Source organism: Bacteroidota bacterium, assembly GCA_038746285.1.
Classification (GTDB): Bacteria; Bacteroidota; Rhodothermia; order Rhodothermales; family JANQRZ01; genus JANQRZ01.
In genome coordinates this window covers 26454-46143 of the sequence record JBCDKT010000030.1, presented here as the reverse complement: position 1 = coordinate 46143, position 19690 = coordinate 26454, and the positions used below count along the sequence as shown (strand labels likewise).

General features: G+C 69.8%; 16 protein-coding genes. 7 read left to right on the top strand and 9 right to left on the bottom strand.

The features are described from left to right. Nucleotides 1–147: 147 nt before the first annotated feature. The 5 genes from AAGI91_10965 to porQ all read right to left on the bottom strand — a co-directional run bounded on the left by AAGI91_10965 (nt 148) and on the right by porQ (nt 5233). Entirely contained in the window at nt 148–1086 is a 939-nt protein-coding gene (locus AAGI91_10965) for an NHL repeat-containing protein (protein ID MEM1043137.1), read from the bottom strand. Continuing rightward, nucleotides 1083–1568: a hypothetical protein gene (locus tag AAGI91_10960; protein MEM1043136.1), complete on the bottom strand. Its 486-nt coding sequence runs from the start codon at nt 1566–1568 to the stop codon at nt 1083–1085. The genes AAGI91_10965 and AAGI91_10960 overlap by 4 nt, the downstream gene beginning before the upstream one ends. A gap of 35 nt (nt 1569–1603) precedes the next feature. Next, nucleotides 1604–2578, bottom strand: coding sequence for a hypothetical protein (locus tag AAGI91_10955; GenBank protein MEM1043135.1), 975 nt, complete (start codon nt 2576–2578; stop codon nt 1604–1606). Between the two features lie 41 nt (nt 2579–2619). Then, nucleotides 2620–3600, bottom strand: coding sequence for a hypothetical protein (locus tag AAGI91_10950; GenBank protein ID MEM1043134.1), 981 nt, complete (start codon nt 3598–3600; stop codon nt 2620–2622). A gap of 658 nt (nt 3601–4258) precedes the next feature. Beyond that, nucleotides 4259–5233, bottom strand: coding sequence for a type IX secretion system protein PorQ (gene porQ, locus AAGI91_10945; GenBank protein MEM1043133.1), 975 nt, complete (start codon nt 5231–5233; stop codon nt 4259–4261). 334 nt (nt 5234–5567) lie between these two features. On the opposite strand from porQ, the gene secA reads away from it, so the two are divergent. The 7 genes from secA to AAGI91_10910 all read left to right on the top strand — a co-directional run bounded on the left by secA (nt 5568) and on the right by AAGI91_10910 (nt 13225). Beyond that, nucleotides 5568–9044, top strand: coding sequence for a preprotein translocase subunit SecA (gene secA / locus AAGI91_10940; GenBank protein MEM1043132.1), 3477 nt, complete (start codon nt 5568–5570; stop codon nt 9042–9044). 59 nt (nt 9045–9103) lie between these two features. Continuing rightward, on the top strand, nt 9104–9385 hold the full coding sequence (locus tag AAGI91_10935) for a hypothetical protein (GenBank protein ID MEM1043131.1): 282 nt from the start codon (nt 9104–9106) through the stop codon (nt 9383–9385). Nucleotides 9386–9714: 329 nt separating this feature from the next. After that, a complete protein-coding gene (locus AAGI91_10930; protein MEM1043130.1) occupies nt 9715–9933 on the top strand; it encodes a type II toxin-antitoxin system HicB family antitoxin in 219 nt (72 codons plus the stop codon). After that, a complete protein-coding gene (locus tag AAGI91_10925) occupies nt 9930–10121 on the top strand; it encodes a type II toxin-antitoxin system HicA family toxin (protein MEM1043129.1) in 192 nt (63 codons plus the stop codon). The genes AAGI91_10930 and AAGI91_10925 overlap by 4 nt, the downstream gene beginning before the upstream one ends. Before the next feature lie 25 nt (nt 10122–10146). Beyond that, entirely contained in the window at nt 10147–10791 is a 645-nt protein-coding gene (locus AAGI91_10920; protein ID MEM1043128.1) for a hypothetical protein, read from the top strand. Between the two features lie 26 nt (nt 10792–10817). Then, a complete protein-coding gene (gene recN, locus AAGI91_10915; GenBank protein ID MEM1043127.1) occupies nt 10818–12554 on the top strand; it encodes a DNA repair protein RecN in 1737 nt (578 codons plus the stop codon). Nucleotides 12555–12604: 50 nt separating this feature from the next. Next, a complete protein-coding gene (locus AAGI91_10910; protein ID MEM1043126.1) occupies nt 12605–13225 on the top strand; it encodes a hypothetical protein in 621 nt (206 codons plus the stop codon). Here AAGI91_10910 and AAGI91_10905 read toward each other — a convergent pair. From AAGI91_10905 to AAGI91_10890, 4 genes are all read right to left on the bottom strand, one after another. Next, nucleotides 13222–15159, bottom strand: a complete 1938-nt coding sequence (locus AAGI91_10905; GenBank protein MEM1043125.1) for a peptidase M4 — start codon at nt 15157–15159, stop codon at nt 13222–13224. The two genes, AAGI91_10910 and AAGI91_10905, sit on opposite strands and share 4 nt — an antisense overlap. A 4-nt stretch (nt 15160–15163) precedes the next feature. Then, a complete protein-coding gene (locus AAGI91_10900) occupies nt 15164–18061 on the bottom strand; it encodes a caspase family protein (GenBank protein ID MEM1043124.1) in 2898 nt (965 codons plus the stop codon). 106 nt (nt 18062–18167) lie between these two features. After that, a complete protein-coding gene (locus AAGI91_10895) occupies nt 18168–18584 on the bottom strand; it encodes an SDR family oxidoreductase (protein ID MEM1043123.1) in 417 nt (138 codons plus the stop codon). Continuing rightward, a complete protein-coding gene (locus tag AAGI91_10890) occupies nt 18559–19662 on the bottom strand; it encodes a serine hydrolase (GenBank protein ID MEM1043122.1) in 1104 nt (367 codons plus the stop codon). Before AAGI91_10890 ends, AAGI91_10895 begins: the two co-directional genes overlap by 26 nt. Nucleotides 19663–19690: the final 28 nt, after the last annotated feature.

Genomic DNA, 19690 nt, shown 5'->3' with positions numbered 1-19690 from the left:
GGATAGTGTCTCACCTACACGAGGTCGTCCCCGCGTAGGCGGGGACCCATGCACCCCCCTGTGTGAAGCGCCGCCGCCTGATGGATGCCCGCCTGCGCGGGCATGACATGAGAGTGAGGCAACAATCCTCAGAGGTGGTATCAGAGGTCACGGAAGCGCGGCGCGGTAGAGACGCGTCGAGGTCAGCAGCACGAGGCCGTCCTCTGCACCAGCAGCGTCCACGAGCGGCTCGGCGAGGTCGAAGGCGAGGACGCGGCGCTGCCGCCCGTCCAGGCCGTAGACGAGCGCCTGCCGGGGCAGCACCAGCACGAGCCGCTCGCCGATCACCCCGACGGCCCGGATGTCGCGCGCCACGCCGCTCGCGATCCGGCGGAGGTACGACCCGAAGGCGTCGTAGACGAGCACGGCGGCGTGCCCCCGGTCGGCGACGAACAGGCGGCCGTCGGGCCCGAGCGCGAGGCCAACCGGTCCGCGCAGCGCACCGGCGCCCGCCTCGATTCCGCCGACGACCCGGACGGAGCGCTCGCGGTCATTCCACCGCAGCACCACGCCGCGCAGTTCTTCGACCGCAAACAGTTCCCCCGTGACTGCCGAGGCGACGGCTACGGGCCGCCCGGCTCCAGTCTCGCTCGTGTCGCCGCCGTCGTCGGGTGCGCCGAAGCGGCTGGAGCGCGGGCCGTCCGTCTCGTCGAGGTCCGGTGCCACGCGCAGGGTCTCGACGAGTTGGCCGTCGAACGAGAACCGCTGGATGCGCCCGTTGCCGGCGTCGGCGACGGCGAGCACGAGGCCGTTCGTCGGGTCCACGTCGGCCGGGTCGAGGAAGGCGTAGTCGCCCGTGCCCGGCCCGCCGAGCGTCGCCAGCAGACGCCCGTCCGGCGCGAGGGTCTGCACTGCCGCCGCCCCGGCATCTACGACGTAGAGCCGCCCCGACGGATCGGCCGCCAGCGCCCGGGCGTCCTCAAAGCGCGGCCCGAACGGCTGCACGCCGAGTGTGTCTCCGGTCAGCGTCAGGCCGCTTGACTCCGGCAGGCGGGTGCTGCACCCTGCGAGCAGGAGCGCGAGGGCCAGGCAGCGCGCGGCCCTCACCGCGTCAGGCGGCGCATCTCCAGGGTCGCCGTCATGGGCATCTCGTCTTCTCCGTGCCCGGGGTACGGCTGGAGCAGCAGCAACGCCACCACGAAGCGGTCGGCCCGCTCGAACTGGTAACGCTCGATGTCCTGTACCTCCGTGATGCCGCCATCGATCTGGAGCGTGAAGGGGATGTCGCCCTGCCCGGTGTCGACGAGGGTGAACCGGACCTGGGCTTCGCCGGCCTGCACACAGTTGACGTTGGCCGGGCAGCGGTTGTCGGAGACCACCTCGTCGAAGCGCACACTTACGCCCTCCTCGGTGAGGCGGACGGTGCTCCCGGCTTCCACCGCAAACGGTTCGCCGGTCATCGCCTCGGCAGTCCCCTCCATTGGTACCTCGTCCTCCATTGCGGCGTCGTCCGGGGGTTCATCGCGGGGTGGATTGGAGCACGCCCCGGCACCGAGGACGAGGGCGAGGAGCAGGAACAGAGAGCGCATGGTGGAAGGCGTAGGGTGAGAGGGCATGGACCTGCTCAAACTAGCACCCTGGCCTCTGGCGTGGGGACCTGGTCGCCGAATGCCGCCGCGCACGGCATCAGTCCTTCATCGTAGAACTCGACTTCGAAGTAGTCGAGCACGGCGCGCAGCCGGCGGATCTGCTCCGCGTCGAACTGCTGCTGCCACTTGCCGAGCTGCGCTTCGGCCCCCTGGAGGAAGGTCGCCTCGTTTGTCGTGGAGCTGGGCTCGCGGACAGCATCCAAGACGTGCGGCGGCATCGGCATAGCCCACGCGTCGAAGATGCGCTCCAGCGTCTGCCGGGGTTCGACCAGCAGGTGTTCGTAGGTGACCGTGATCCAGCGCTCGTTGTTTGCCGGGTGGCGAAGGGTAGGCAGCATCGTCAGGCACCACGTCGCCGCGAGGATTTCCTCCCATGTGCCAAGCGTCTGGAGGAAGGCCCCGTGCGGACGCTCGTAGTCAGCGAGGCGGTGGTCGGCAAACCGGTTCAGCCGGGGGGGAAACCGCACGGCCTGCGACGCCGCCACCGCGAGGGGGTGGCGGACCAGGAAGAGGGGACGGCGGCGGAAAGCAAACTGCTTCGTCAGCCACGGCAGCAGGCGGTTGGCCCGGACGAACTTGACCAGCACACGGTCGGCTGCTGCCAGTTCGCGCACGCTGGCTCCGCGCCGTATCCAATCGTTCAGGACATTGCCCCGAAACAGGCGCTCGAGTGCCCGGCGCGCCTCCTGCCACTCAGCCTCCTCCGGGATATGCTGGCGCCAGCCGAATCCGATCGCCCGGAAGTCGTCGGCGTGGCGGAGGTGGAGGGGCTCCCACAGCAAGGCGGTCCGGGGAATCTGGTGCAGCGTCTGTGCGAGCCAGGAGCTACCGCCCCGGGGCGAGCTCGAAACAATCAGAGCCTCTTCCGGGGCAAAGCTGTTGCGCTTGGCCAGCCGGGCAAGCTGTAGGTCGAGGTAGCGGCGGCGGGCGCGCGCTAGACGGTTGGGCATGGTGGGGTGGTGGTGGATACCCGGGGAGGCCGAGCCAGCCGCTAGGCTGTGGGTACGCCCGGCGGTAGACGCGGCATTAATCCTTCGTCGTAGACCTCGACCTCGAAGTAGTCGAGCACGGCGCGCATCCGGCGAATCTGTTCGGGGTCGAACTGCCGCTGCCACTTGGCGAGCTGCGCTTCGGCCCCCTGCTGGAACGTGGCCTTGTTGGTCGTGGAGCTGGCCTGGGAAAGCTGCGCCACCACGCCGGGCGGCACGGGGAAGTCCCACGCCGCGAAGATGCGCTCCACGACAGCCTCGGGCTCCAGGAGCATCGTCTCGTAGTGGACCGTGAGCCAGCGCTCGTTGTTGGCCGGGTGGCGGAGCGTAGGCAGCGTCGTCAGGCACCACTGCGCCAGCAGCACCTCGTCGAGCGTCTCGAGGGTCTTCAGGTAGGCGGCGTGCTCGTGGAACAGGTCGTTGAAGCGCCCCGTCGGCGGCCGGCCGAAGCCCCGCCACTGCGAGGGCGGCGTCTTCTGCTTCTCAAACGAGAAGTACAGCATCTGGGACGCGACGACCGCGAAGGGGTGGCGGACGAGGAGCACGGGCGGGCGGCGAAAGGCGAACTGCCCGGTCAGCCAGGGCAAGAGCGCGTTGCCGCGGACGAACTTGACAAGCAGCCGCTCGGCACGGGTGATGGCGCGCCAGTCGGAGACGCGGCAGGTCCAGCGGTTGAGGAGCGCCCCGCGAAAGAGCCGGTCGAACGTCTCGCGGGCCGCCTCCCATGCGGCGTCCTCGGGGATGTACTGGCGCCACTTGAAGCCGATCTCCCGGAACGCCGGCACCTCCCGGACGTGGAGCGGCTCCCACACGACCGCCGTGCGCGGGATGTGGTGCAGCACCTCAGCGATCCATGTGCTGCCGCCGCGCGGGTCGCTGAAGATCAGCAGCGCCTCTTCGGGGTCGAAGGCACGGCGCCGCGCCACCCGCTCCGTCTGGAGGGCTGCGTACTTTTGGCGGATCTGCGTGAGAGAGGTGCGCATGAGACCTCAGGGGCGAGCATTGCGGATGCCGCGTGCCCCCGTGCGGTGGTGACATGTCAGAGTGATGATACGCCAGCCGAGCGCCGAGAGAGGGCTGAGGTGCGAAAACCGCCTACGCGTGGGGCGTTCGTGGAGGTCCACCGGTCCAGGCATGAGCGGCCAGATTCCGCCTCAGAGCTGGGTCCGCAGCATGAGTCCGAGGCTACGCCTGTAGCGTGAAAAGGCCCTACCTGTGCGCTACGGAAAACAGTTTGCTTGGTACCACCATCCGCCCAGACTGCTCCGAGCAACCGGCTCTGACCTATTGGATCGTGTCGAGTCTAAATGGAGAAGGAATGATCGGCGGCTACCATAGCCGCCTCCCTCAACGGCACACACTATCCACGTTCCCGGCTCCGGGCTCGCTGGATCAACTCTCACAGCGCTTAGGCGCAGGCGAGTCATGAGGTCTCTAGCTTCTCCCGGTGCGAGAGAACTACCTCGAAGCCAGAGTTTGTTGTCCTCGGATGCTATCCTGAGTTCCGCGAGCCGGTCGAAATCGTCAACGTGCTCCGCGAGAACAAGGGGCTTTCGGTCAAGCAGAACCGCAGTGACGACGGCTACCAGTGCGACAGTGACGGCAAAGGCCAGGAGGTACGAGCGCGACCGGGACATCGACTCACAGCTGTGTCCGCAGCGTGAGGTGGTGCAGGCCGCCGAACGAGCTCCACGCGTTGTAGGCGTAGTCGAACCCGAAGCGCCGCAGGTTCAGCCCGAAGCCTAGCCCGAGCCCGGCCAGGTCCAGCCGCTCGCCGGTCGAAAGCTCCTCGTGGAGGCGGTGGTTGTAGCCCACGCGCACGGCGAACGGCGCGCCGAACCGAAGCTCGCCCCCGACCGACAGGTGCCGGGCGATCTCGTTGAGCGCCGAGCCGTTCTCGTTCTCGAACGAGGTCAGGTCGTAGCCCGCGACCGTGATCAGGATCGGAACGTACTGGAGCTGCTTCGAGACCGAGAAGCGCAGGTCGAGCGGCAGCACGTCGTCCTCCGCGCCCAGGTTGCCCGCGACGACGCCGAGGTTGCGGAGCGAGGCGCTGAGCGCGAACCCCCGCTCCGGCAGGCGGTAGGTCGCCCCGAGGTCGATGGCGAACGCCTGCGCGCTCGCGTCGTCGATCGACGAGAACACCGCGTGCGCGCTCGCGCCAAGGTGGAGGCGCTCGCCGGCCGGGCGGGCGTAGGCAAGGGTCAGGATCGCCTCCGACGCGCCGAAGGTGTCGCCCGCGCGGGTGCCGTCGGCGTCGGCGCGCTCGAAGTCGCCGTAAGAGAGGAAGCGGACCGCACCGCCGAGTGTCCCGCCGAGCCGCTCGGTGTGGTGCCCGTAGGCGGCGAACCCCGCGTTGATGTCAGCGAGGTGGTTGAGGTAGCTCACCGAGAGCCGCCGGTGGCTCGTCTCGTCGAGGAGGGCCGGGTTGGCGAAGAGGGCGTTCACGTCACCGCCCGGCCCGGCCCCGTAGGCCCCGGCGAGGGCCGTCGCCCGCGCCGACGGCTCCAGCCGCAGCAGCCCGAACCCGGTCAGCCGGCTCGGCTGCGCCAAGGCCGCTGCGGCGGCGGTGCAGAGGAGGAAGAGCGAGACGGCAGCGAGGCGCAGCGTAGACATCGGCACAGGAACGCGTTGAAGAACGAAAGGGTACACGCCGAAACGAGGAGGGTGCCGGCGCGTCCGGTATCCTGTTTGCAAGAGCGCGTGGAGACAGTACCCTGGGCCGATAAGCGCCGCGTGTCGTTGTAGTTTCTGCCAGTCTGTCCGGTGGGGGCCGAAGCACTAAGGTACGACCGGTCCAGGACCCCGCCACGATGCAAAAACGCAGCCCCCGACCTCATTGAGTGATTGGCTGATTCGCCGATTGGGTGATTTGACCTCCCAATCACCCAATCAGTGACCGCGAAGCAGCGGCGCAGCCAATCAGCTAATCAGCGAATAGCCCTCCCCCATGCTCAACTTCGTCAAAAAGCTCTTCGGCGAGCGGAATGACCGCGACATCGCGCAGTTCCAGCCGCTCGTCGACGAGATCAACGACTACGCCGACCGCTTCCAGCACATCACCGACGCCGAGCTTCAGGGCAAGACGGCCGAGTTCAAGGCCCGCATCGCCGAGGCCGTGGCCGAGGTCGAGGCCGAGCAGGCCGAGGTCCGCGCCCAGCTCAAGGCGGCCAACGAGGCCGAGGCCGACGGGGCCGTCGGCGGCGACGGGCAGGCGGCCGAGCCCGAGGCGGTGCTGAGCCACCGCGAGCGCCAGGCCCTCGTCGAGCAGCTCGACGACCTGGAGCACGAGTGGCTCGACGCGGTCGAGGACGTGCTCGAAGAGCTTCTCCCCGAGGCGTTCGCGGTCGTCAAGGAGACGTGCCGCCGCCACCTCGGCAAGACGTGGGAGGCCGGCGGCAGCGAGATCACCTGGGAGATGGTGCCTTTCGACGTCCAGCTCATCGGCGGGATCGTGATCCACCGCGGGCGCGTGGCCGAGATGAAGACGGGCGAGGGCAAGACGCTCACCTCCGTCGCGCCGGTCTACCTCAACGCCCTCGTCGGGCGCGGCGTCCACCTCGTGACCGTCAACCCGTACCTCGCCCAGCGCGACGCCGAGTGGATGGGGCCGATCTACGAGTACCTCGGCCTGAAGGTCGACTGCATCGACAAGTACCAGGCGCACTCCGCCGAGCGCCGCGCCGCCTACCGCGCCGACATCGCCTACGGCACCAACAACGAGTTCGGCTTCGACTACCTCCGCGACAACTCGTTCGTCGTCGACCCGAACCAGCTCGTCCAGCGCGAGCACCACTTCGCGATCGTCGACGAGGTCGACTCTGTCCTCATCGACGAGGCGCGGACGCCGCTCATCATCTCCGGCCCCGTCCCCGACGCCGACGAGGACCGCTTCGACGAACTCCGCCCGCCCGTCGACCGGCTGATCTACGCGCAGCAGAAGCTCGTCGCCGGCCTCGTCGGGGACGCCGAGCGGCTGCTCAAGGAGCGCGACGAGGCCGAGGCCGCAGGCGACAAGAAGCGCGCCCGCGAGCTCGAGGAAGAGGCCGGGCTCACGCTCCTCCGCGCCGACCGCGGCTACCCGCGCAACAAGCGCCTCATCAAGCTCAAGGGCGAGCCGGGCGTCGAGCAGCTCGTCCAGAAGACCGAGTTCTTCTACCTCCAGGACAACGCCAAGCGGATGCCCGAGGTGGACGCCGCGCTCCACTTCGCCCTCGACGAGAAGCAGCACTCGCTCGAACTGACCGACAAAGGCCGCGCCTTCATCGCGAACGCCGCGAATGCCGACGTGTCGTTCTTCATCATCCCCGACGTGGGCGAGGAGATCGCCCGCATCGAGAAGGACTTCGAGCAGAAGGAGCGCGACCTCCGCGCGTCGCTCGACGCCGACGCCTCGCTCTCCGACGAGAAGCGCCAGAACAAGCTCGACAACGACCTCCGCGTCCTCGCCAACGAGCAGCAGGAGGCCAAGCGCGACCTCTACACCCTCTTCGCCGAGCGCTCGGAGCACATCCACGCCGTCAACCAGCTCCTGAAGGCGTACACGCTCTACGAAAAGGACGTCGAGTACATCGTCCAGGAGGGCAAGGTCCAGATCGTCGACCAGCACACGGGCCGCGTCCTGCCGGGCCGCCGCTACAGCGACGGGCTCCACCAGGCGATTGAGGCGAAGGAGCAGGTCACCGTCCAGCAGGCGACCCAGACCTACGCCACGATCACGCTCCAGAACTACTTCCGGCTCTACCACAAGCTCTCCGGCATGACCGGCACCGCCGAGACCGAGGCCGAGGAGTTCGGGAAGATCTACGACATGGAGGTCTCGATCATCCCAACGAACCGCCCCATCGCCCGCGCCGATGAGGAGGACCTGGTCTACAAGACCAAGCGCGAGAAGTACAACGCCATCCTCGACAAAATCCGCGAGTACCACGAGGGCGGCCAGCCGGTCCTCGTCGGGACGACCTCGGTCGAGGTGTCGGAGACGCTCGCGCGGATGCTCAAGCGCTCGAACATCCCGCACAACGTCCTCAACGCGCGGAAGGACCGCGCCAAGAGCGAGGCGCAAATCGTCGCCGAGGCCGGCCGCCCCGGTGCGGTGACGATTGCCACCAACATGGCTGGGCGCGGGACGGACATCAAGATCTCGGACGAGGTCAAGGCCCGGGGTGGCCTCGCGATCCTCGGCACCGAGCGCCACGAGAGCCGCCGGATCGACCTCCAGCTTCGCGGGCGCTCCGGCCGCCAGGGCGACCCCGGCGAGTCGGTCTTCTACGTCTCGCTCGAAGACGACCTGATGCGGCTCTTTGGCCATGACCGCACCGCGAAGGTGATGGACAAGCTCGGCATGGAGGAGGGCGAGGTCATCACCCACAAGTGGATCACGAAGGGCATCGAGCGCGCCCAGAAGAAGGTCGAGCAGAACAACTTCGCCATCCGCAAGCGCCAGCTCGACTACGACGACGTGCTCAACGCGCAGCGCGAGGTGATCTACGACCAGCGCCTGGCCGCGCTCAAGGGCGACCGCCTCCACTCGGACATCCTCGACATGCTCTACCAGCTCGTCGAGCGCACGGTCCACGCCCACTTCGGCGACGGCGACCTCGACGCACTCCGCGAGGAGCTGATGCGGACGCTGGCGTTCGACTTCGAGATCGAGCGCGAGCGCGCCTTCGGCCTCGGCGAGGACGGCCTCGTCGAGGAGATCTACGAGGCGGCCGTCGCGCACTACAACCGCAAGCGCGAAGGCCTCGCCCGCCCGTTCCACACCTCGATCCAGGAGGTCATGACGCGCGACGAGGAGAACCGCCCCGAGCGCCTCTTCGTCGACTTCACCGACGGGCGCAAGCTGATGCGGGTCGTCGTCCGCCCGGACGACGTGCTCGCCACCGGCGGCCAGGAGGTCAACGACGGCCTGGAGCGCGCCGCCGTCCTCTCGACGATCGACGCTCGCTGGACGGAGCATCTCCGCGACCTCGACGAGGTGAAGGAGGGCATCGGCCTGCGCGCCTACGGGCAGAAGGACCCGCTGATCGAGTACAAGATGGAGGCCTACAAGCTCTTCGCCGCGATGATGGAGGAGATCCAGGGCGAGATCGTCTCCCAAGTCTTCAAGGCCGGCCCGCTCGTCGACGGCAAGCGCGTCCAGACCCAGGCCGCCGCACCCAAGTCGCGCCTCGACCGCTCCCGCGCCCAGACGCAGAAGGAGGAGCGCCAGGGCTACGGGATCAACACCTCCGGCGGCAACGGCTCCGCCGCCGAGCGCGACCCCTCGGTCGCCGCCGCGCCCGTCGTGGTAGAGAAAGAGCCCGGCCGCAACGACCGCGTGACGATCATGAACCCGTCGACCGGCGCGGAGGAGACGCTGAAGTACAAGCACGCCCAGGCCAAGCTGGGCAGCGGCTGGATGCTCGTCCGCGTGGAGGAGTGAGAGCCGTGGTGGTGAGGAACTGGTTATTCAAAGAGAACCTGCTCCCGGCGCTCGACTTCATGGCGAGCCTCGTCGAGTACGAGTTTGATGACTCGGACGCCGACGCTATACGCATTGGGTTGGTAGGAACCGACGTGGAACGTGACAAGTGGTTCGCGTACCCGCTGGGTGATGTTGGGCAGCTCCCGCTCCGAGTTGCCTCCGATCCTGGCTCGTCTGTCACCTTCGTCGAGGTAGAAGCAAAGAAGGGGCGTCTTGCCGTAGAAATAGAAACAGTCCTAGCAATGGCACAGCATTCCCGACTCGTCGTCCGAAACCGGGAGGACCTCAACTCTATCTGAACAACCTGTCATTGCGAGGAGGCCGCAGGCCGACGTGGCAATCTCCACAGGACTGCCGGTGCGAGGAGATTGCTTCGCTGCGCTCGCAATGACAACGTAAAGAGGCTTGGCTTCTCGCTCCACACCTTTCCACACGTCATGGGCTAACGCCGCTGCTTCGCGGTCCCGCGCAGGCGGGGACCCACAGGGGTTGCTGGCCGGTGGGTCCCGGCTCTGGGGCCGGGATGACGTGAGGTGAGGGTGAGGTCGAAACAGGGTCAGGCGGATGCGCCGACTTCTGGGACGTACATTGGGGGCACGGTCCGAACGACAACCAAGCGGTAGCACCGATGCAGCACGAGTTCACGGCCATCATCGAGCGCGACGGCGCGTGGTTCATCGCGTACGCGCCCGAAGTACCCGGCGCCAACGGGCAGGGGCGAACGCGCGACGAAGCGCTCGAAAGTCTCGCCGACGCGATTGTGCTCATCCTGGAAGACCGGCGCGAGGACGGGCTGCGCGGGGTGCCGGACGACGCCGAGCGCACGACGGTCTCGGTGGCGGCGTGAAGCGGAACGCGCTCCTGAAGCACCTGCGCAAGAGCGGGTGCGTTCTCAAACGGGAAGGCCGCAGCCATTCGCTATGGACCAACCCGCGCACCGGTGAGACCGAAGCCGTGCCGCGCCATACCGAAGTGCCGAATGTGCTCGCCCGGAAAACCTGCCGGGGCTTGTCCGTGTCGGAGATCGGACGCTAACCTTGTTGCCTAGCACGTACGCTCTATGCTCATCCGACGGCGACAGCCGAAGCGGTCCCGGTTCTCGTGGCGCGTGCTCGCCTTCGAGGTGTTTGCCGTCGTGCTCGGCGTGACGCTGGCGCTGGGGGCGGCCGAGGTGCGGCAGCATTTTCTGGACGCCCGCCGCGTCGAGGTCGCCACGGAGAGCCTCGCGGCGGAGATGGAGCAGAACTGCCGGCGGATCGAGCGGTCGCAGGCCTACCACGAGCGCGTTATCGCCGAACTCGACAGCGTCGCCGCCGTCGATCCTGCGTTTGTCGATCCTGCGTTTATGGAAGGCGACGCGATGGACCTGCTCGCGCGCATCCCGTCGTGGCGCGGGTTCAACTCGGCGTTCGTCACGGGTTCAGCCTACGCAACGGCGCAGGCGACAGGCGCGCTCGGGCTCATGTCGTACGAGCAGGCGCTCGGGCTGGGCAACTACTACACGTTCGTCGATTCCTACCGGCAGACCGTGCGCGACGCGATGGCGAGCCTGCTGGCGCAGGGCGGTTTGTCGGCCGCGCAGCTCGCCACGGGGCTCCAGCTCACCTTCGAGTTGGAGCGCGAGCTCGGCCCGAGTTCGTGCGCTGGGGCGAGGCAGCTTCGCGGCGAACCTGCCGTCCGGGACTCGGCCGCTGCGGGGTCGTAATATGTAGCCCGTTCGCCCGCCCTGCTATGCTTCGCTCGCTCCACATCCGCGACTACGCGCTCATTGAAGCCCTCGAGGTCGAGTTCGACAGCGGGCTGAACATCATCACGGGCGAGACGGGGGCGGGCAAGTCGATCCTCCTCGGCGCGCTCGGGCTGATCCTCGGCGAGCGGGCGTCGACCGAAGCGGTCCGCGCCGGGGCGAAGAAGGCGGTCATCGAGGGGCTGTTCGACGACGCCAACGAGGGCGGCCTGCCGGACCTCCTGCGGAGCCACGAGATCGAGCCGTTCCCGTCGGGCGCGCTCGTCGTCCGGCGCGAGGTCTCGGCCTCCCACAGCCGCGCCTTCGTCAACGACACGCCCGCGACGCTCGCCGTTCTCCGCGCCGTCGCCCAGCATGTGATCGATCTCCACGGGCAGCACGAGCACCAGTCGCTCCTGCGGACCGAGACGCACCTCAGCCTGCTGGACGACTTCGGCGGGCTGGGCGGGCTCGTCGACGCCTACCGAGCGCCCTTCGAGGAGGTCGCCCGGCTCCAGCGCAAGCGGGCCGACCTCGTCCGGCGCGAGGCGGAGCTGCAGCAGCAGAAGACGCTCTTCGCGTTTCAGATCGACGAGATCGACGGCGTCGCGCCCGAGGCCGACGAGGAGGAAGCGCTCGACGCCGAGCGGCGGATCCTCGAAAATGCCGAGACGCTCTACGAGGCCACCGCCAGCCTCTACGAACTCCTCTATGAGAGCGAGGACGCCATCTACGACCGGCTCGTCGTCGTCCGCAACGGGCTGCGCGACCTCGCCCGGATCGACGAGACGTTCGAGGCGACGCTCGCCGAGATGCAGGCGGCCGAGATCGCCGTCGAGGAGGCGACGAAGTTCCTCCAGGGCTACAACGCCCGGATCGAGTTCAACCCGGAGCGGCTCGAAGGCATCCGCGAGCGGCTCGGTGCGCTCGAAGGCCTGAAGCGCAAGTACGGCGGCTCGCTCGACGCCGTCCTCGACCACCGCAAAGAGATTGGCGCGACCTACGACCTCGCCGCCGACTTCGAGGGCAGCATCGCCCGGATCGACGGACAGATCGCGGAGGCGCAGGCGGCGCTCTCCGAGGCGGCCTACCGGCTCAGCCAGAAGCGCCACGAGGTCGCCGAGCGGATCGAGCAGATGATCCAGCACGAGCTGGCCGACCTCGGGATGCCGCACGGCCAGTTCGTCGTCGACTTCAGCCGGGAGCCGGACGCCAACGGCTGGATCGCGTGGCCCGACGGCAAGGACACGGTCCGCCTCCGCGCACTCCCGACCGGGGCCGACCTCGTCGAGTTCTACATCACCACGAACGTCGGCGAAGCCCCGCGCCCGCTCGTTAAGGTGGCGAGTGGCGGCGAGGTCAGCCGGATCATGCTCGCGCTCAAGACGATCCTCGCCAAGAGCGAGCGCCTCCCGATCCTCGTCTTCGACGAGATTGACGTGGGCATCTCGGGCGAGGTGGCGCGGCGCGTGGGCGAGAGCATGCAGCGGCTCGGGGCCTACCACCAGATCATCGCCATCACGCACCTCCCGCAGATCGCTGCGCTCGGCGACCACCACTTCCTCGTCGAGAAGCACGTCGAGGACGACCCGGAGGGGGCGCGCACCAAGACCACGATCCGGCGGCTCGCGGACGAGGAGCGGACGCGCGAAGTGGCCGCGCTCACGAGCGGCGAGGCGCTCAGCGAAGCCGCCCTCGAAAGCGCCCGCGAACTGATCTCGGCGGGGAAGCGGAGTGGCTGACGAGCGAGTCGGGTTATATTCGGCGCCTTCTCTTACCCGTTTCCTAACGCATGATCCGCTCCGCTTTAGTCCTCGCAATCCTCATCTTGCTGCCCGTCGCCGGCTGCGACAGCGGCGAGACCATCCCGCAGTCCGACCTCGCCGTCACCGGATTCGCCATCACGCTGGAGACAAGCCCAGAGGTAGATCCGTTTTTCGTCTGCGGCAGACCTGCGCGCACGGCGGGCCTGATCGCGGCCGTGCCGAACCCGTACCGGGGCCGCTCCGTCTATGAAACGGGCGAAGGCGTCCGCGTCCTGCGCTTCATCAACCTGCCCAACGAAGTCCGCATCGAGATCGTTCGGGCGTACTGGCACACGGTAGGGCCGGACCCGACCTCAACGGCGGTGGGCGGCAGTCTCGCCTACGTGCGCGGCCGGACGGGCGAGACGGTACGGGCCTTCGAGAAGGATAGCCCGAGCCGGAGCTTCGACTGGGACCTCCGCGACGCGCGGGGCGACCTCGTGCCGTCCGGCTTCTACCGCGCCTTCTTCACCTACGGGAGCCGAACGGTCTTCGACGACCTCTACGTCGTACAGCCCGAGGTGAGCGGCGACCTGTTCCGCACGGACGACGGCGAGGTCTCTCAGGTCGGCGACGGGTCGTGGTTCGACCCCACCGGCTGTCTCTAGCCCACCGTATCGCGCGCGTGCAGGAGGCGGAAGAGGTGGGCGGTCGACTGCGGCCGGCCGTCGCGGACGACCCAGGCGCGCTGCCCGGTGTCGCTCTCGACGAAGGCGTGCTGGCGCTGCAGGCGGCGCGCGCTCGTCGGGTCTTTGGAGACCACGTAGCGGATGGCCCCGCTCGGGCCGAGGATGAAGGTCGCGCCGCCGTAGAAGCGCATCGGTGTGCCGTTTGGGCCGCGCAGGGTCCGGTACTGCGTCACCTCGGCGACGAGGTCGAAGATCATCTGCCCGTCCGGCCCGACCCGCCGCGACGGGCGGACCGACTCGATGCACGGCGGGTCGATCACATTGCCGCTCGCGTCGGTGCCGGGTTCGGCGAGGCCGAGGGCCTGGAGGCGGCCGGGGCCGGTGAGGTACGTTGCCAGCGCTGTCGCCTGCGCCTCTAGCTCTTCGCGGCCAGCGACCTGCGTCGGACTCGCGCCGAAGGCGAGGCGGCCGAAGCTGAGGTCGGCGACCGGCGGCGTGCCGGGGCGCGGGGCGCGCCAGAGGAGGGCGTCCTCGCTGAGCGACGCCACGCCGTGCGGGTAGATGCCGCGCCGCTGGAAGGCGTCGATCCACGCCTCGCGGTAGCCCCACGGGTCGTCCGGGACGAGGTCGTAGTCGGCTGTGATGACGGCGCGGAGGAACTCGCCGAACTCGATGTCGACGGGCGGGCAGTAGTCCACGGCGCGGATGCAGATCGTGAGGAACTGCCCGGCGAGCGCGCACGCCTTGTCCGCGAGCGCCTCGACGAGGTCGGCGGGGAGGTCGCCTTCGGGGAGGATGCCGGTGCCGCCGGTGGCGAGGCGCAGGAGGCGCGCCGACTTGCGCTGGAAGACGGTCAGGAACGCCTCGAAGACGGCCCCGATCAGGAGTTCGCCGCGCGCGTGCGGCGCGGGGCTGGCCTCGCGGTAGCGGGGGAGGTCGCGCTCGGCGCTGACGGTGGAGCGGAGCGTTTCGGCGTGGTGGCCGGTGGCGCGGGCAAGCTGCCGGGCGAGGCCGGTCAGGACCTCAGACTTCTCGGGCCGCCCCCGCGCCCGGCGGATCGCGGCGCGGACGACCTCGGGGTAGCCGAAGCGCTGGAAGATGGCCACGAGGTCGGCTAGAGCCTCGTGGAAGGCGAGGACATCGGGGTTGGTCGGGAGCGTGAAGTGGGCGCGGAGGCCGTCGAGGAGCGCGTGCGTGACCTCGTGCGCGACGATGTCGTGGGCGAGGCAGGTGAAGGTGACGCCGCCGGGGACGTTGCGCCCGCGCGCGTCGCCTGCGTTGCGGAAGTAGCCGAAGTTGAGCGTCCCCGCTTCGGGATCGTAGTACGCGTTCCGTCCCTCGAAGGCGTGGGGCAGCAGCCGGAGGCGGACGAGGCCGTCGGCGTCGGGCGTGCCGTCGAAGCCCCACGCGAGGTCGCGCCCGAGGGCCTTGCGGAAGGCGGCGTAGGTGAGGGTGCAGACGGCGTAGACCATCTGCTGGTGGAACTGCGGGTCCGAGGGCGAGGGCGTCCGCCCGCTCTCCAGGAGGACGCGGGGCGCGTCGAGGTCAACCACCTGGGGCCGCAGTCCGTCGGCCGTGCGGAAGGTCTCCTCGACCTCGAAAAGCTGCCCTTTGGGGCCGGGCGCGAGCGGCTCGTAGGGGACGTTGACCCGGGCTACGGGGGCGTCGCCGCGCGAGGCTCCGGCGTCGAGCGTGTAGATGCGGAGCGGGCGGTAGACTGGGTCGCCGCGCTGCCGCTCGTAGGGCCGCGCCCGCAGCGCCCGCCGCACGCCCTCGCCGATGCAGACGGCCCACGGCGGAGCCAGCTCGGGTGCGGAAGCGCCGCCTGCCTCGTCCTCCGTCAGCCCTCGGCTCTGGGCCTGGGCCGCGCTCGCGTCCGGCGTCGAGGGCGTCGGTGTCGTCGGCTGGTCCATCGGGCTAGCGGTCCAGGGCGGCGAGGGCTCGCTCGAACTGCTGCACGGCGCGGTGCAGCCCTCGGACCACGGCCTGCGGATCGGACGCGGCTCCGCCGGACGCGGCCCCGTTCGTCGCAAGCAGCGCCGACCGCTCCGGCGAGGCGGTGAGCGGCGCGAGCAGGGGACGCCGCTTCGCAGCCTCGGCGGCGTCAAAGTAGGGCGTCTGGCGCGGGCTCGGCCCGAAGCGCTCGAGCACGGCGTCGTGGAACGCCTGGTTGGTCAGCCCACCACCTTCGCGGAGGCTGTGTTCGCTCAGAATGTGGACGCCGCGCCGGGTGAAGTCGCCCTGCCCGTCGCGCTCCCACGCCACCTCGTCGGGCTGGCAGGCGGAGAAGGTCACGTCGCGCATCGCAGCGGCGGAGGCGGCGATCCGGCTCCGGCCCTGCTCGGCTTTGAGGCGGTCGCGAAAGGCGCGCATCGCGGGCGTCGGCGCGACGGTGCGCGGGCGGTCGTCGTGCCCGGCGCGGAGCGCGAGGCGGGTGATCGAGCCCGAGTGGCAGCAGTCGATGAAGCACGTCAGGTTGACCCCGTCGGCGACCTGGGCGAAGAGCTCGCGCACCTCGTCGTCGAGGACCACCGCGCCGGTGTCGAAGTCGACGGGGCAGAAGGCTTCGTCGCGGCCGTCGCGCTCGTCGCCGGTCTCGTCGCGGAAGTAGGTCCCGTGCCCGGCGTACTGGAAGACGAGCACGTCGCCGGGCTGCCCGCTCCGCACGAGGTCTTCGAGGCTCGCCAACATGCCCTCGCGCGTCGCGGCCTCGTTGAGAAGGAGCATGGGCTCGAACCGGAGGTCGCGGAGCGCCGAGGCCCACGCCCTGGCATCCGCCACGCACCCGGCGAGCGGCTGGCTCGAGTAGGCGTCGATGCCGACGCAGAGCGCGCGCCGCCGGGCACCGGCCGTCGGTACGCCCGGCGTCGCGGGGACGGCCGACGGGACCGGCTCCGGCGGGCGGGGCGGGATCGGCGCGAGCGTGCTGCCGACGTCTTGCAGTTCGGGCGGGGGCGGCTCGGAGCGCGCCCACGCGTCGCCCCGGCTCTGCTCGGCGGGGAACGCCGCGACCGGCTCGCCCGCCGGCGCGTCGAGGATGCGGCGGAGCACGCTCTGCATCGTCGGCGCGTCGTTGTCGAACCCGCCGTGCGTCGTCGCCGTGGTCGCGCTCCGGCCCGAGATCGTCTGGGTCGGTGAGAAAACCGTCTCGGCCCGGTCCGAGGGCGCGCCGCCGAGGCCGAAGAGGTCCGCGAGGTCGTCGTCGGCGCGGAGGCTCTCTTCGAGGCCGAGGATCGGGGTGCGCTTCTCGCGCTCGAGAGCGTGGTGGATCAGGTAGAGGAGCGACTTGCGGTAGACGTGCGCGCAGTGGTCGTCGCGCTCGGCCTCGCGCGTCATCGTGAACAGACCCAGGTGGTCGATCCCGTCGCCGAGGCGGGCGGCGAGGCGCTCCTTGAAGGCGTCCACCCGGAGGGCCGGGGCGAGGAAATGCAGCGTCTCGAACGACGGTACGCCGAGGTCGAGCGCCGCCGGGAGAAAGTAGCTGTGGAAGATCGACCCGGCACTGTGGCCGATGCCGTGGAGCTTGATCTCGCCCTCGCCGACGGCTTTGTGGAAGCGGCTCGTGAAGCTCGCTAGCTCGTGCGCCACGAAGCGCGCCCCGCCGCCGTCGGCCGAGGCGAGCGCGGCGCTGAGCTTCATCCGCGACCATGCCCACGGCGCGAGCATGCCGTAGCGCACGAGGGCCTCGACGAACCCGTCGGTGACGGCCCGCTGCCCGAGGCTCCGGCCCCGCGTGCTGAGCGCCTGCCCAATCGTCTCGAACAGGCTCGTCTCCCAGACGAAGTAGACCGGGTAGACGTTCGGGTGCTGCCTCCACCACTGGACGTGCGTGTAGGCCGTCTCCAGCGCGGCCTTTTCGGGGACGAGGCCGCCGTGGGCGTAGAAGACGACGTGGAGCGGCTCGCCGAGGCCGCGCGCCCGCTTGAGCGCCGCCGGCAGGTGCTCGCCGAAGAGCGCGCGCACGTCCGACGGCGTGGTCTGGAACCGGCCGCTGTCCGAGAACCGCCCCTCGGTGAGGTTGACGACGTGGGGACGGAGTTCGGTCATCATCTCGGGCGTGAGGCGGGCGCGGGCCGTCTCGCCGCCGCGCTGCGCCTCGCCGTCGCCGCCGAAGAGGAAGAAGATCTGCTCGCGCGACATCGCCTCGTCGGGCAGTTCGGCGTCGGCCTCCGCCGACCGCGACACTGCCACGGGGTCGATCTCGACGAGGTCGGTGAGGATGTCGTGCACCGCGAGGGTTTCTGGCCCGAACGGCTCGATGGGCGTGAGCGGCTCCGCATCGCCGGGCGCGCCCATCGCCTCGTGCAGCCGCCGCACGGCCTCGACCACCTCGGCCTTGTCGATGCTCGTGCCGGGGCACGTCTTGGCGGCCATCTCGTTGTGGAACCGCAGCGCCTCGGGCGGCAGCCCGAACCGCCGCTGGACGAGCGCGATCACCTCCAGCACCGCCTCCCGCTGCGGGCCCTCGAACGCGTCCCGGCCCACGTCGAAGTCGCCGGTCATCTCGAACATGAACGGCCCGGCGACGGTGTTGCCGTTGTGGCCCCGGGCGGAGGCGGGCACGGCGTTCCAACTGCGCCCGGTCCAGATCGTGCCGTGCTTGTCGATCGTGACGTGCTGCGCGATGTCGCTCCAGCCGAGGTGCTGGGTGTGAAAGCGCCACATCGCTTCGACCGAGGCGTGGCCCCGGTCCTGCGCGTGGTTGGGCCGCCATGTGTGGTGCATGTGGACGGTGTTGATCTGCCGCGTGAACGGGAAATCGTCGAGCAGGGCAGCGAAGTCGCTGACGGTGAGGGCGTGGAACGGCTTGGGCATGGCGGACCTCGGCAGAGCGTTGGGGCGAGAACGAAAAGGGCACGTCTGGGGTCAGACGCGCCCTCACCATAGAAACGCGGCCCGAAGAGTGCTCAGGCCATGCCGATCAGCACTGGCCGAGGAGCCAGAAGAGGAGGATGAAGATGAGGACCGTCGAGAAGCACCCGCCGCCGAGTTTTTTAGCGCCGTAGCCGGCGATGAGCGTGCGGAGGAGGTTGTTCATCGGAAGAAGCGGCAGCATAGAGTTGAGGGGCTTGAGGGGAGGAGCCCGTGCGAACATGGGCACGGAGGGTTCCAAGCTACGACCGTTTGCCGAACGGTCTGGCTGGAGCGCGAGGCCGCCGTCCACGCGTAGCACGGCACCCGTGACGAGGCCCGCACCCTCGGAGGCGAGGAACAGGTACGCCTCGGCGATGTCTTCCGGCCGGCCCAGCCGCCGCACCGGCGTCCGCCCGACGAAGCGGTCCAGCACCTCGCTCGGCACCGAGCCGATCATCTCAGTCTCGACGAAGCCCGGTGCCACGGCGTTGGTCGAGGAACGCCTCGTCGGTGAGGAGGCGGAAGATGAGGCCGCTGTCGAGCCCAGTCTGGGACAGGTGGTAGAACAGCCCGAGCGGGAGGTCGTCCAGGATCAGGACAGCGGACCGGCCCGCCGGGTGCTCGGCCGTCTGCACCCAGGCGGCGAAGGCGAGGTGCCCTGGGAAGCCGCCGCCCTTCGCGCCGAAGCGGAGCGCATCGCCCCCGAGGCTGTCCGGCACGGCGAGTACGTCGAGGAAGCGCGCCGAGGCGTCGGGACTGCTGAGCGTGCCGGAGAGGGCGTCGGTGAGGAGGCGGGCGTAGCTGAGGGCGCTCCCGCGCGGGAGCGAGGCCCCGGCGGCGGCGCGCTGCTCGGCGAGCGTGAGGCGGAAGCCCTCGTCGTAGAACCGCTGGACGGCGGCCTCGCGGAAGGCCTCGTCGCGGGCGAGACGCCGGGCGAGAGCGGGGGCCTCGGCGGCCGTCGTGTCGCCGTCCTGCCAGGCGAGGAGCATCCCCTCGAACGGGACCGGGGCCGCGACCCCGTAGCGGCGCGCGCGCTCGGCGACGGCCTGGTCCCCGAGCCGGTCGACGAGGGCGCTCTCGGCGGCGCGGTCGCCGGCCAGGGTACGGCGGACGAGCGCCTCGGGGCTGAGCGCGAGGGTGTCGGCATCGCCGCCGCCGGTGCCAGGCAGGCGGCGCACCGCAAGCGCCTCGGGCGCCACGGCCGACGGGTCCAGCCGCCCGCTCGCCGACTGCTCGGCCCACGCTGCGGCGACCCACAGCGCGGGCAAGCCGGCGACGGGCCGCTCCGCCTCACCCGCCAGACGGAGCCGTTCGGTGCCGTCGGCGTCGAGGACGACGAGCGAGGCCCGCTCGGGGTGGGCCGCGATCCAGCTGAGGAGCGCATCCGGCGAGTCGATCTGCCGCGCCTCCTCGCTCCCCTCGCGCATCGCCTGCTGGTTGGCGAGGAGGTTCCGCACGCCGTCCGGGCTGCGTGCGACGACGATTACGAGCGCGACCCCGAACAGGACCGCGATGATCAGCAGGTGGCGCGAGCAGCCGCGGGGCGGGGCCGAGTCGGTCATGGGTGCAAATAAAGGCGGGTGCCGAGGT

Bases quoted from the DNA above. Each gene is read 5' to 3' on its own strand.
- AAGI91_10960 (MEM1043136.1), bottom strand. From the start codon at position 1,568: ATGCGCTCTCTGTTCCTGCTCCTCGCCCTCGTCCTCGGTGCCGGGGCG.
- porQ (MEM1043133.1), bottom strand. From the start codon at position 5,233: ATGTCTACGCTGCGCCTCGCTGCCGTCTCGCTCTTCCTCCTCTGCACC.
- AAGI91_10920 (MEM1043128.1), top strand. From the start codon at position 10,147: ATGCTCATCCGACGGCGACAGCCGAAGCGGTCCCGGTTCTCGTGGCGC.
- AAGI91_10930 (MEM1043130.1), top strand. From the start codon at position 9,715: ATGCAGCACGAGTTCACGGCCATCATCGAGCGCGACGGCGCGTGGTTC.
- AAGI91_10905 (MEM1043125.1), bottom strand. From the start codon at position 15,159: ATGGACCAGCCGACGACACCGACGCCCTCGACGCCGGACGCGAGCGCG.
- AAGI91_10955 (MEM1043135.1), bottom strand. From the start codon at position 2,578: ATGCCCAACCGTCTAGCGCGCGCCCGCCGCCGCTACCTCGACCTACAG.
- AAGI91_10950 (MEM1043134.1), bottom strand. From the start codon at position 3,600: ATGCGCACCTCTCTCACGCAGATCCGCCAAAAGTACGCAGCCCTCCAG.
- AAGI91_10935 (MEM1043131.1), top strand. From the start codon at position 9,104: ATGGCGAGCCTCGTCGAGTACGAGTTTGATGACTCGGACGCCGACGCT.
- AAGI91_10910 (MEM1043126.1), top strand. From the start codon at position 12,605: ATGATCCGCTCCGCTTTAGTCCTCGCAATCCTCATCTTGCTGCCCGTC.
- AAGI91_10900 (MEM1043124.1), bottom strand. From the start codon at position 18,061: ATGCCCAAGCCGTTCCACGCCCTCACCGTCAGCGACTTCGCTGCCCTG.
- secA (MEM1043132.1), top strand. From the start codon at position 5,568: ATGCTCAACTTCGTCAAAAAGCTCTTCGGCGAGCGGAATGACCGCGAC.
- recN (MEM1043127.1), top strand. From the start codon at position 10,818: ATGCTTCGCTCGCTCCACATCCGCGACTACGCGCTCATTGAAGCCCTC.
- AAGI91_10890 (MEM1043122.1), bottom strand. From the start codon at position 19,662: ATGACCGACTCGGCCCCGCCCCGCGGCTGCTCGCGCCACCTGCTGATC.